The organism is Desulfoluna sp. HI9BLuna, from assembly GCF_056829775.1.
In genome coordinates, this window is sequence record NZ_CP186555.1 from 4,917,857 (window position 1) to 4,931,060 (window position 13,204).

9 protein-coding genes and 1 pseudogene are annotated in these 13,204 nt (G+C 52.4%); 3 read left to right on the plus strand and 7 right to left on the minus strand.

Annotation, left to right across the window (positions count from 1 at the left end):
- Positions 1–54 precede the first annotated feature (54 nt).
- The 7 genes from ACOYW0_RS20035 to ACOYW0_RS20065 all read right to left on the minus strand — a co-directional run bounded on the left by ACOYW0_RS20035 (position 55) and on the right by ACOYW0_RS20065 (position 8,541).
- Entirely contained in the window at positions 55–618 is a 564-nt protein-coding gene (locus ACOYW0_RS20035; protein ID WP_482415550.1) for a hypothetical protein, read from the minus strand.
- A gap of 171 nt (positions 619–789) precedes the next feature.
- Complete coding sequence (locus tag ACOYW0_RS20040; RefSeq protein ID WP_482415551.1) at positions 790–2,268, minus strand: hypothetical protein; 1,479 nt, start codon at positions 2,266–2,268, stop codon at positions 790–792.
- Positions 2,269–3,319: 1,051 nt separating this feature from the next.
- On the minus strand, positions 3,320–4,672 hold the full coding sequence (locus ACOYW0_RS20045; protein ID WP_482415552.1) for a glycerate kinase type-2 family protein: 1,353 nt from the start codon (positions 4,670–4,672) through the stop codon (positions 3,320–3,322).
- Positions 4,673–4,694: 22 nt separating this feature from the next.
- The gene (locus tag ACOYW0_RS20050; protein WP_482415553.1) at positions 4,695–5,339 is read right to left on the minus strand and encodes a tetratricopeptide repeat protein; all 645 of its coding nucleotides are present in this window, start codon (positions 5,337–5,339) and stop codon (positions 4,695–4,697) included.
- 272 nt (positions 5,340–5,611) lie between these two features.
- Entirely contained in the window at positions 5,612–6,955 is a 1,344-nt protein-coding gene (locus tag ACOYW0_RS20055; RefSeq protein WP_482415554.1) for a GntP family permease, read from the minus strand.
- Between the two features lie 28 nt (positions 6,956–6,983).
- A complete protein-coding gene (locus ACOYW0_RS20060; protein ID WP_482415555.1) occupies positions 6,984–7,823 on the minus strand; it encodes an MBL fold metallo-hydrolase in 840 nt (279 codons plus the stop codon).
- Between the two features lie 25 nt (positions 7,824–7,848).
- Positions 7,849–8,541 (minus strand): FadR/GntR family transcriptional regulator, encoded by a 693-nt coding sequence (locus ACOYW0_RS20065; RefSeq protein ID WP_482415556.1) that lies wholly within the window; start codon positions 8,539–8,541, stop codon positions 7,849–7,851.
- A 1,240-nt stretch (positions 8,542–9,781) separates the two neighbouring features.
- On the opposite strand from ACOYW0_RS20065, the gene ACOYW0_RS20070 reads away from it, so the two are divergent.
- The 3 genes and pseudogenes from ACOYW0_RS20070 to ACOYW0_RS20080 all read left to right on the plus strand — a co-directional run bounded on the left by ACOYW0_RS20070 (position 9,782) and on the right by ACOYW0_RS20080 (position 13,043).
- Entirely contained in the window at positions 9,782–10,705 is a 924-nt protein-coding gene (locus ACOYW0_RS20070; protein ID WP_482418849.1) for a DUF3800 domain-containing protein, read from the plus strand.
- 509 nt (positions 10,706–11,214) lie between these two features.
- Positions 11,215–12,637, plus strand: a pseudogene (gene tnpC / locus ACOYW0_RS20075) (IS66 family transposase).
- A 67-nt stretch (positions 12,638–12,704) separates the two neighbouring features.
- Positions 12,705–13,043, plus strand: a complete 339-nt coding sequence (locus ACOYW0_RS20080) for a hypothetical protein (protein ID WP_482415557.1) — start codon at positions 12,705–12,707, stop codon at positions 13,041–13,043.
- Positions 13,044–13,204 lie beyond the last annotated feature (161 nt).

Consider the following 13,204-nt stretch of genomic DNA (forward strand, 5'->3'; position numbering starts at 1 on the left):
ATACGGACTTATTTGCTTGGTGGTGCACTTTTTTATGTTGCGCATGGATGGCTTTTACTCCATGGCTTGGGCTCCATAGCGCTCCGGCAGGACCGCCGCGCCATCCTCATCGCGCAGAAAGGTCATCTGCCCCTTGATACCGCCTCCGATTACCAGGGAAAGGGTAATGGCCGGGGCGTCTGTGAAGGTATCCAGATAAACCTGCGCCAGTTCCTGCATGACGGTGGGTATGCCTCGTTCAAACCCTTCCTGACGCGCCATGAATGCCACGTAGCCCCTGCCGTCTGTCTGGCTTGTTTCCACACGTATTTTTTCCGCATCCGTTGTCTTCAGGGCATAGGATGTGAACTCCTCGGACAGGTCTTGAAGCAAGGTCGGCTCAGGGGGGAGAGGGGGGGGGACTTGGACGTGCGTTTTTTCCACAAGGGTTTCTGCTTGGGCCGGAAGGTGGGAATTTTTCTCTGGTTGCTTAGGGGAGGCCTGAACTGTCTCTGTTTCCTTGGTGGTATCATGCTGGGGGGGACTGACGAGCAGAAACCCGGCAAAGCCGAGTACAAGAGCAAAAACAATCAGGGCTGATATACATAGACTGATTTTTTGTGAGATGCAGAATTTCATAAAGTGGACTCCATACATAGAAAAAATATTAACGCTGAATCAATCGGCAAGCATTCAGATTTTTTGGGGGAGAGCTTGTTTATATGGTGCACCCCGTCCGTGATGCGGCAGGGTGCACCCTGTAAACTCGTTGAGCTTATGGTTAGAGTCTGCTCCGAGTGATTTTACCCATTAATAATACGGGGCTTGTGAGGGATTTTTGGCGTCAAAAAGAGTTTGATCTGCCGCGTCAACGGTCCCATCGGAATTCATATCGTACACAGGATTGCTGGTGTTCATGAACAAGCTGAGCAAGCCATTGTCAGTTGAGTTCCAGGACCCGTCGTTATTAAAATCCCCATCCGCCATGTTGCCGTACATATCCAGGTCCGCATCGATCTGGTTGGCGTTGGCCGTGAGGTAGGCGTTGTCAAAGCAGTCCGGGATGCTGTCCGAATCGCTGTTGGCATCGTCGCCGAGCCCGCTCACGACGTCCGGCCCGCCGCTGCCCCAGGCAAAATCCTGGTCCACGTAGAGGCGGTTGCCGGTCATGGATGAGCTGGTGGGGTTGTAATGGCCCCCTGCGGCGAGGTTGGAGGCGCCGTCGTAGGCAAGGCTTTTCTGCCAGTCGGTTTTGGCGGAATCAAAAGAGCCGTTTGCAATTTTCGTCATGGCGGTGGGCGGGTTGTTGATGTCCGTACATGCGTCGATACGGAAGACAAATCCCAGGTCTGAGTTAAAGTTGGCGTTCCATGACCCGTTGGCCGTGACGTAGATGTTGCCGTCGGGATCTCTTTCCAGGTCGTTAGCCCCGAGGTAGGTATCGGCAGAGTTGCCTCCGGCGGGGATGGGAATGGTGCTGATGGCGTCCGAGGCGGTGAGGGTGGTGCTGTTGGTTACTGCGTTTCGAATCTGTGCCGCGGAGTAGAGCCGGACGTATTGCCTGTCCGTGGGGCCGGAGGTCGTGTAGGTGCCGGTGTAAAGGTTGCCCTCGTCGTCAAAGGCAAACCCGCAGGAGTAGCCGCCTACGTCCACGATTTTTTGGAAGGAGCCACCGGAGCGGATGTAGATGGCGTGGGGCTCGGTCCAGGCGTTGGTCTCTTTGCCCGCAAAAAAGGGAACGCTTCCAAGGGTGGAGTCGGTACTCCACTCCACCTCCCAGCACCCCGGCTGGGAGAACTCAGAGGCTGCCGCAACCTGCACCGTGGTGAAATCTTCATCAACGACCACGGAGTACCAGTCTCCATCCCCTGATCCGTTGCCGGTCATGGAGAACCAGACGGTACGGTTGCCGTTGGCAAGGGGGGTGGGGTCGACTTTGACAGCCTGGCAGTAAATGCCTGATCCGTAGGGGTTAACATCGGCAAGGGTCAGAAGGTGGCCACCAAGGTACGAGTACATGTTGACCTGGACGCTTTTGTTGCTTCCGTCCCAGGTGCCGTCTTCACACTTGAGGATGCTTCGGGCCTTGGCAGCAGCCGTGCCGGTTGCCTGCTGGGAGTAGACGATGTCGATACCCCCGGAGTAGGATTTTCCGGTCATGGTCGCCATGGTGGAATCGTAGACATCGTAACCCGTTTGACCGGTAAGGCCGGCAACGGCATGGGATGAGAAGAGAAACACACACGACAGGGCGGCAAGGATCATTCTGGGAATGGCTTTTTGTTTCATACTTTCCTCCGAAATTAGAATGGATTTTTTCGTCACGCGTTTAGAAACGGGTGACATAAACGACGACGCCCGGAGCGTTTCGCCGGTTGTGCAATGGTTTTATTGGTTCGGATCGCCTTGTTTTGCAGTGGTTGCGATGCCCTTTTACGGTCAGGGACAATGCGTCCATGGTGAAGAGGCAAGGATGTGATTCAGAGATACCAGCGCGTCAGAATAAAACCTTTTACTTTGTTGCGGATTCTTAAGAGTTATTTGCTTTTTTTGTCTTGGCAAACATCTTGGAGGAGGTTGGGGGGAAAGGGGCGGTGTTGCGATGTGCGGCTTGGCGTGTGCGGTTTTTTGTCACTATTCAGCGTATATCGCCAGTGGCTAAACGTTTGCCTGATATCATAAAGATGGGTCTAACAAACAGGTCTTAATCGTTTTTCTTGAATGACGTGTGGGCTTGGTATCGTTTGGCCACGACGTTCGAAAAAAACGAGAAAAATCGACCGAAACGGAGCGCCGCACTCCGGTGCGGCTTTTTAGTCCGTCGCGACCCGAGCCGCACAGGAGTGCGGCGCTCCAGGGGACAAGGGGGCGGGGGGAATGTAAACAGGCCGATGGCCAAAGCGCATTGGCGATCGGCTTTCAAGGAGGCATACCTTGCCGCCGGAGGCTGCTTTTTTTGATACGCAGTGACAAGGCATTGCTTTGATCTGGTCGTTTTCGCATGAAATATCCGGGCTAACGACATTCTGGAGGGGGGTAAGTGAGGATGTGCGGCTTCTTGGCTGGGGGCGCTTTTGCCGCACCGGAGTGCGGCGCTCCAGATTTTAGGCTCTAAGTTCGAAGGGGGAGAAAATCGAACAGAAAATAACTTGAATAGATAATGTCTTGAAGGCGAATGTGATTTTCCCCGAGGACTCCGCCTACGCCCTTGTCGACGTTTCACCATGCCTCCGCCGTCTGTGGGCTACGGCGCGACAAGCTATGGGGAAAGCACATTCGCAATTTGCTTTCAAGGTGGCTCACCTTGCCGCCGGAGGCATGTTTTTGGTTTTTTAACGTTCTATGTCACGATCAGCACCTGCACATCGCAGACATTGGTGTTGGTGGGCCCGGTTTTGAGAAGGGCTCCGCTTTTTTCAAGGGCGTTGTAGCTGTCGTTGGTGTCCAGGTACCGCTGGAGGTTGACCCCGGCTTTCCGGGCAGCTTCCAGGCCATGGGCCGAGGCGATGCCCCCTGCAGCATCCGTGGGACCGTCGTTGCCGTCCGTGGCACCGGAGAGGAAGACCACGTGGTCGTGGAGCTCGGGTCGGGCCTTGAGCTCGTTGAGAAAGGCCAGGGCCATCTCCTGGTTGCGGCCGCCTGTGCCGTCTCCTTTCATGGTCACCGTGGTCTCTCCCCCGGCGATGATGCAGGCGGGAGTTGGAGCCAGGGTTCGGTTCCTGTGTTGTTCCGAGGCAATGCCCAGGTAGAATTTGGCCGCTTCACGGGCCTCTCCGGTCATCTGGGAGGAGAGAATGATGGCGTTGTACCCCAGGTCCCGGGCCTTGCTGCGGGCTGCTTTCAGCGCCTGGAAGTTGGAGCCGATGAGCATATTTCGGGTCTTCGCAAAGGCGGGGTCCGAGGCCCCCGGTGTTTCGGGGATTTCTCCCTTGCTCCCTCTGGTCAGGAAGTCGAGGACCTTTGGGGGCAGGGCGTCGTGGATGGTGTATTTGTCCACAATGGCAACGGCCTGGGAAAAGCTGGACGGGTCCGGGGCGGTGAGGCCCGAGGCGATGGCGTCCAGGTGGTCCCCCACCACGTCCGAGAGGATCAGGTTCAACGAGTCCGCCGGGTAAAGGGCCTGGGCCAGGCGGCCCCCCTTGACCCCGGAGAGGTGCTTGCGGATGCAGTTGATCTCCTGGATCTCGGCCCCGCAGGCCAGCAGCGCCTGGGTGACCTGCTGTTTGTCTTCCAGAGAGATCCCGCTGTCCGAATAGGGGCAGCACATAAGGGCAGACCCCCCGCCGGAGATGAGGTTGATGACCAGCGTCTTTTCGTCGGCATCGCGGCAGAGGGAGACGATGGATCGGGCTGCCTCCACGCTTTTTGCATCGGGCACCGGATGTCCGGCCTCAAGCAGGCGCACCCGGGAGGTGGGTTCGGTGTGGCCGTATTTGACGGCCACCAGCCCGTCGGTGATGCGTGTTCCCAGAACCTGCTCCACGCCCAGGGCCATGCGGGCCGACGCTTTGCCCACCCCCACCACCAGAATACGGTGGTATTGGTCCAGGTCGAAGGTGAGGGGCTCGCCATCTGCCTGCACGGTGAGGACGCTTCCTTCAAGGGAGAGTTTCTGGTGGATGAGCCCTTCGGGGTCCACATCGGAGAGGGCGGCCTGGAAGATGGTTTGTGCGTCTTGGATGGTCTGGTTCATGGGTGTGCGGCCTCCATAGTTTTCAGGACTCGGATTTCAGGGCTTTTTTGAGATTTTCAGCATACAGGGGGGCGCCGGACAGGGCCGTAATCTTGCGAAAACAGGCAGCCGCCCCTTCGGGGTCCCGGTTTACCTCCATGCGAAGCACCCCCAGGTTGTTGAGGGCCTGGATGTTGGTGGGATCCTTGGCTACAGCCTTTTCAAAGGCACTCTCGGCCACGGCGCTTTTCTTTTTTGCCATGCAGGCGATGCCCTCCTCAAGGAGGCGCTGAGACTCCTGCAAGGGTGCCATGTCGTTGACGGAAGCGAGCAGGGCCAGGCGGCGATCCAGCCAGGGCGCATCCGGGTGGTCGTCGGAGAGAGCCCGGCATCTTTCATACCATTTGGTGGCGCTTTCCTTTTTTCCCCAGAGGTAACTCAGGTCCCCTAAGGCCCTGCAGCGCTCATGGCTCATGCCGTTTTTTCGCACATCCTCTTTAAAGGCAGCCTCGGCCTCCTCAAACCGTTTGAGCCCCATAAGGCACAGCCCCATGTTGTAATAGGCTCCCGGGGTATCCGGGCAAAGGGCTGCAATCTTACCGAAGTATGTCAGGGCCTTTTCATAGTCTTGCAGCACAAAGGCGTTGAGGGCAAATCGTTTGTAGAAAAACAGACGAATGAATGTCATGCCTTATCCTTATCTTTAGCCTCCGGCGGCCCTGCCGGGGGCCAAACTTTTGATCCGCCTTCGCCCAAGGGCTGCGGCGCGACAAGAAAGTTTGATAAACAGGTTTTAAAGTCCATTCAGGCGAACCATGTAAAAAATCGATCCGCCGGTGTCATCACGGTTAACCCAAAGGCCCTTGCGCTTTTTTCAGATGAACGAAGGAAAAAGCGCAAGGGCAATGAGCTTTCGAGGTGTTTTCGCTATCGTGGCTTCGCCACCCTCGTCGCCGGAGGCTACAACATGACCATGGCCAGGGCCTGGATCACGGTCATGGCCACGATGCCCTGGATCAGGGTGACCCCTGTCTGGCACTTGTAGGCCGTGGAGGTGTCCATGTCCGAGAACTGGGAGACCACCCAGAAGTAGCTGTCGTTGGCGTGGGAGACGGTCATGGATCCGGCTCCGATGGCCAGCACCACCAGCACCTTGGCCAGCTCCGAGGTCATGCCCATCTGCACCATGAGGGGGGCCACCATGGCCGAGGTCAGGATCATGGAGACCGTGGATGCACCCATGGCGGTCTTGAGGAGCATGGCGATGATAAAGGGGATTAAAAGTCCCAGGTGCATCTGGAGCAGGGAGTTGCTCAGCACGTCTGCCAGGGGCAGCTCGCGGAGCACGAGTCCCAGCGCCCCGCCCGCGCCGGTGATGGCCAGGATGGAGGCCGAGTGGTGGATCCCTTCGGAGATCCAGGCAAAGGAGGCGCCCTTTTCTTCTTTGGGGATCAGGGTGGTGGCCAGAAAGACCCCCAACAGAAGGGCGGTGACCGGGTTGCCCAGGAAGTCGAAGAAGGTCTTCACCACGCCGGAGCCAAAGGGGGCTGCGGGAAAGTCGGCAATGGACTTCAAGGCAATGAGCACGATGGGCAGGACAATGGGAGAAAAGCTGTGCACCGCCCCGGGAAGTTTGCCGTATTTGTCCAGGAGGTCTTCAAGGGAGACCTCGGGACTTGCCGCGATCTGGTATTTCACCGCCACTTTCATGGCGTAGATGTAACCGGCCAGCATCACGGGAATGGAGACGAGAAATCCCATGAGGATCACCAGGCCGAGGTCCGCCGAAAGGGTCCCGGCCATGATGATGGGGCCGGGGGTGGGGGGCACCAGGCAGTGGGTGGCGTAGAGGCCAGAACTAAGCGCCGTTGCCATCACCGCAAGGGAGATGCCCGATTTTTCCGCAAGGGCCCGGCTGATGGGGGAGAGGACCACAAAGCCGGAGTCGCAGAAGACCGGGATGCTGGTGACATACCCGGTGAGGCTCATGGTGAGGGGCGCTCTCTTTTTTCCCACCAGGGCCAGGATGGCGTTGGCCATGGTGAGGGCCGCGCCGGTTTTCTCTAAAATGGTGCCGATGATGGTACCGGCGATGATCACGATGCCGATGTTGCCTAAGATCCCTCCAAATCCTTTTTTAATGATCCCGATGGTCTTGTCCACGGGAAGGCCCGCCAGGAGCCCCACAAAATACGCTGCCAGAATGAGCACGATAAACGGGTGCCACTTGAATTTTGAGATAAGCACGATCATGCCCACGATGGCGACAAAAATAATACCGAACAGAAACAAACCGCTTGCCATACTTCAACCTCCCTCATCACCCGGGGCGTTACCCGATCCTCAGGGAACTCCCCGTCCTGTTGTGAAAAAACCGACCGTCCGCCTTCTCAAGGGCTGCCATGGCCTTGGGGCCGGTGCAGTGGGACACGCCGATGGCGGCGCATTCCAGTCCCTTGAGATAGGAAACGGTCGAAGTCATGCGTCGGTCGTCGGCCTCAACGAGGTGCGTTCCACCGACCACCGCATAAATCGTTTTGTGAAGGCGAGCTTTCACCGTGTCGATCATGTTCATGATCCCCGGATGGGCACAGCCCAGTATCAACACAAGGCCCTTGTCGGTTTCCACGGCCACCATGAGCTCATCGGCAAAGGTATCGGAGACGAGCTGCCCTGCTTCCTCGAACACAAAGCGGGGGTTGGCCTGTTCTTCGGGATGGGTTTTGTCGAAATCGGAGATGACATAGACACCCGGGGAGATCTCATCCACGCCCGGGGCTGCGAACCGGATGCTGCCCTTGGACGCTTCCACCTCGGCCCGTGTAAACCCGTTGCCCAAAAATTCGGTGCGCGCCCCGTCCGTGCTGTATTTTGCCCGGAAAAAATGGGGGTGCACCACCAGCTCCACCTCCTTGCGCCGAAAGGGGCTCTTCAGGAAATGGGGGACGCCGCCGCTGTGGTCGTAATGCCCGTGACTTAAAATGATGGTCTGGGCGCGGAAGGGGTCCAGGTTAAGTTGTTTGGCGTTGTTCAGGAATGCATCGGATTTGCCCGTATCAAAGAGGAAGCTCTGCCCCTCTTTTTCGATAAGAAATGAAAGACCGTGCTCACATGTCAGCCCCAGGTGTTCTCCCTGCCCATTTTCTACAAGAGTTGTAATGACTACGCCCATCGGTATTCCTTTTGCGGCCCGGGTGTTACCCCTGGCGCTGCATGTAATCCAGAATCTCTTTTTCTGCGTTCTCCAGGTGGGCCATCATCACCTTTTCGGCGCGTTTTGGGTCCCTTGCCTTGATGGCATCAAAGATCGCCTTGTGCTCGGCAACGGTGCGCTCGGCCCGCCCCGGAATATTCAAACTGGAGATCCACCCTTCGCTCAGGCTCTCGGCCATGGTCTTCATCAGGATATACAGGGGGCGGTTCCGGGTGGATTTGGCCAGGGCCAGGTGAAAGATCCTGTCCTCCTCAATGATCCCCTCCCGTGTTTCCGAGGCCACCTGTCGGGAAAAGGCGTCCAGGGTGCCCTCCATGGCTTCGAGGTCTTTTTCATCGGCCTTTTCCGCAGCAAGGGACGCGGCTTTGGGTTCTAAAATCCGGCGCATCTCAAAATGGTCCCGCAGGTCCGCCTCGTTGGATTGCAGCCAGGCTGCAAAGGTGTTGACCCCTTTGCTGATGGGGTCGCACACAAAGATCCCTTTGCCCTGGCGGACCGTTACCTTGCCCGATATTTCAAGGATGCGAATGGCCTCGCGCACCGAGGCCCGGCTCACATCCAGCTTTTTTGTCAGCACGTTTTCGGAATAGAAACGATCTCCGTCGGAGAACCCTTCATCCCGGATCATCCTCTGGATTTCGTTTACGATTTGCTCTGACAACCTGGCTCGTTTCATGGGGACTCCCATTTTCTGTTGATGGATGAACTTGTATACTTGTCGACTTGTCAGACAGGTTAAGGCTACCACCCTCAACGGCCCCCGTCAAATGAAAATAACAGGATCATATTCGGGGGATAGGGCTATGGGGGAGAGGTTACCGTAACCCTTTGATGTTTCGAATCGGTCATGGCGTTTCCTGCGTTTGGCGTCCCTTCACGCCGCATAATGAGCCTGTTAAATAGTGCGAAAGCACACTCTATGGGGTTCGCATGACCGGATGCGACGGGGGCAAAGGTAGGGTGCGCTTGCGCACCGCCGAATCTCCGAGGTCGGTGATGTAACCTATGTACCGGGAATTTTCTTATCTCTCGCACGTGTGCCGCGAGGTACCGGCTCATGCAACGCGTGATCCAGGTTGAACAAGCCCGGATATTTCATGGATCGAGTGCACCCCTATTCAAGGCATCAGAGCTGCAGATGTCGTGGTTTACCTCAACGCGCTGATAACGCATATGGTGGGCGCAATCAACTGGCCCGAAAGGTGAGAAGATCTCGAAAAATCAAAGAATTACATCCTATATATCTGAGGCTGTCGTTTTTCAGAAACTAGCCGGGTGAGGCTCTTCCACCAGACAGGCGTTGTGTTTCAGGCGCTCTTTGTCACGCACTTAGTCAAACCGCCAGGGTTGGAGAGCGGACTGAAAAATACCTCCTTGCAATTGTTCAATCCAAAGAGTAAGAATTTATCAGTTTGATGAAAAGCAGTCAGCCGTCTTTGGGTTGAGCATTCAGCTGAATGTTTGAATATAGTAGCATAACCCCAAAGGTAACATTGTTAATGGTAGAAAACGATAATTGCTCATGTGCGACTGTCTGAAAATGCATGAAATATAGGAATATACGACACAATTGTCCTGTATTCTGACATGATGCGGATTATGGGACAAGGCTGTCGGTTTTTCCCTGTGAGAAGGTATTATGGGACAGATCGGTTCCCAATAAATGGAATACGGGACATGATGGTCCCATATTCCCAGGGATTGATGGAATATTAGACAATAATGTCCGTATTTCCCTCTGGGAGGGTGTTGTTGGACAAAATTGTCCACTAATAATTGTTAGCTATTAGGATATCAACAATGAGATCTGTGTATATTGACGAGAGTGGATACACTGGTATCGACTTACTAATCGAGATCAACCATTCCAAGGCGCATCAGCTATATATATTTCAGAGGAAGAAGCTAATCTTCTTATCCAAAAATACTTTTCCCATGTCAAATCCAAAGAACTTAAATACCGTGATTTAGCAAAAAGAAAATCAAATTGGAAAAGGCTACTTCAACTTCAGGAAGAAATATTATCAAATTACATCTCAGTTAGCTATGTATGCGACAAAAAGTTTTTGTTAATTCTTCATTTTATTGATTATGCCGTAGAACCATTCTATTATGAAAGAAAAATTAACTTTTATGAGGACGGAACTAATTATTCATTAGCCTCGTTATTGTATTATACTGGAGATGTGTTGCTTAGAGACAACAATTTTACTGAAATATTGTTTTTATTTCAATACGCCATGAAATCGAAAACAATATTATCTATATCTTCACTCATAGAAAAAATTAAAATAACACCTTGGCGGGAACTGCCAGAGGCGTTTGGGCCTTTAGCGCTGGAAAATACATCATGCATAAACGAAATAAAACATAAAGGATCATCAACAGACGGTGCTTTAGTTGTTTTGCTTTCATTAATCAGTAGATTAGAGGCATTAATTGATGATGAATATACTATAATCCATGACAAATCAAAAAATCTTGAACAATATGACAAAGTTTTAAATAAGTTAATAAATCATACTGAAGAAATTGCTTTTAAAGAAACACAGCTTACAACATTAAAATTTCCCCTAAAACTTAATAGCTTTACCCAAGTCGATTCAAAAGCCTCTTCAGGCGTTCAACTTGCTGATATTTTGATAGGTGGTGTTATGGATTCGGCAAAGGCAATAACCGGAAAAAAAGTGAATGAATACAACTCATCTATAGCTGAATTATATAAAGACAACCAATTAATTCATTTGTTACCGAGCTTAGACTTTGAAGAACAAAAACAATTTCGAAAAGATACTCAAGGCAGTGAGCTGATAGATTATTTTTCACAACATTTCAGCTAACAAGTCACTTATACGGACCGCCTACAGCTGCCCGCTGGTTGGTGCAAACGGTGGCGCGGCGGCCGCATAGTTCAACGTTGGGCAACAATCTCAAATTATGTATTTTAATAGCATTTAAGAATGGTCGAAGATATTTTCAAATATGATCCTTCACTTTTTTGGGAAGGATTGAATGAAATAGATCTCAACTCAAAGTTTGTTGGTGCTGATTTATCCGCTTTTCAAAGAATAGAACGTAACTATTCAGCTCACACATAAAATGTATTGAACTGCATTTTTTTCTTGACAGGATTTTTGATCAAATTTTTCATTTTGACCTGCGGATCTCTTACTCCGTTATTCCGGTGCTCAGGCCTGGCTATGAGGACCATAATTCATCTTATATGAAGGGCTATACGACCCGGCACCCTCAAATTTTTAAAGCCTGAAATTCGAAAGCTCAGGAGCCAAAATTCCGTTTTCAAAACCTGTGGTATACTATCCTCGTCAAAAAAAGATGAGGAGACAGGGTGAAGATCGAAAGCATTGATATTCAAGCGGCGACAGACAACGCAAGGAAACTGATTCAGCAGGACGAGGACCTCTCGCCCGCAGTTGCAGCTGTGATCGAATTGCTGCTTACAATCATCACCCTTTTGGCGAACCGTCTAAATCTCAATAGCAAAAACAGCAGCAAACCGCCTTCTACCGATCCCAACAGGAAGAAGGAGAAAAAGCAAAACACCGAAGGAAAAAGCCCGGGGGCCAAAATGGCCACGAGGGAAAAACTCTTGAGCCCGTAGACAAGGCAGATCTCGTATTGCCGTTGAAACTCAATATGACCGAACTGCCACCGGGTGACTATCGCCACGTAGGTTACGAGACCCGGCAGGTCATTGATTTGAAGGTTGCTCAATACGTTACTGAGTATCGATCCGAGATTCTTGAGGATGCCTTCGGCAATCGATATGTTGCTCCTTTCCCGAAAGGAGTAGATCGACGCGTCCAATATGGCACGGGTCTCAAGGCTCACGCGATCTATCTTTCCCAGCATCAGCTGGTCCCCTACGAAAGAATCTGCGAGCACTTTCGGGATCAGGCCGGTATCCCAATCAGCGCAGGGTCGATTTTCAACTTCAACAAAGAAGCGTTTAACGCGCTTGAGGCGTTTGAAGAAATCGTCAAAGCCAGATTGTCCGGCTCGTCCGTCTGCCACGCAGATGAAACCGGCATCAACATGAACGGTAGTCGATTTTGGCTGCACTGTCTGTCGAACGATCTTTTCACTTACTTTTACCCGCACGAAAAGCGTGGCAGAGAGGCTATCGATGAAATGGGAATTATCCCAAGCTTCAAAGGCGTGTTGTGCCACGATCACTGGAAACCCTACTTCAATTACGACTGCCTGCACGCATTGTGCAACGCTCATCACTTAAGAGAGCTGGAGCGGGCTTGGGAGCAGGACAGTCAGCAGTGGGCCAAAGACATGAAGTTCTTGCTCCTTGAGATCAACAAGGTTGTGAACGAACACAGCGGCAAGCTTCCATCGGATATTGCCGGGGGCTTTCGAAAGCGCTACCTGAGCATCCTGGAAAAAGGAAATCTCGAATGCCCGCCCCGGATGAAACGAAAAGGAAGAAGGGACAACGCGGGCGGATGAAACGATCAAAAGCGAGAAACCTTCTCGAACGGATGGAAGACTTCGAGAACGAAACCCTTCGTTTCATGGACGACCCGCTGGTTCCTTTCACTAATAATCAGGGTGAAAACGACATCCGGATGACGAAAGTCCATCAGAAAATTTCTGGGTGCTTCCGATCTATGGAAGGGGCCAAGATCTTCTGCCGAATACGCAGCTACCTTTCTACATGCAAGAAAAACAACGTGCATGCAAGCGACGCATTGCGCCTGTTGCTTCAGGGTGAATTACCCTCCTTTTTTGAAGCTGATTAACCCCTGTCGGCGAACCTACAGCTGAATAGTTACAATAGAACCTGTTTGGGATACAGGGCGAGACGCCATGAATTTCAATCAGCACAACCAAGATTACCTTGAGTCATGCTCATTGTATATTTGTCCATCCAACAGATTGTATGAGCTCATATTTCTTAGGCGCCATTATACTTTTGAGCATTTTTGGGACAACGGTAATCGAAATAAATTCCTTAGGGTAATTGGACATTGGTTAAATGGCCAGATGTTATCTCCGGCAGTTTTAAAACCAGCTGAGAATGGTAAACTTATTAAGCTGGATGGTTTTCATCGGCTTGCTATTGCTTTTATCTCTGGGGCAAAAAACATCCCATTTTATTGTGCTTTTGAAGAACTACCTGTTGGCATTTCTAAAGTGGGGGCATGAGCCCAACATTAAGGATTGCTCGTGACCGAAGGTCACATCAATCCTTTGTTCAAGAAGCCCGGTTTTCGGTACTCGATGGTCTTATAGGGTATTGCTTTTCAGCAAACAGGCGGGAGCCCACCTCTGAGTTGCGAGATGGGCTGCTTCATTGACGTGATGTG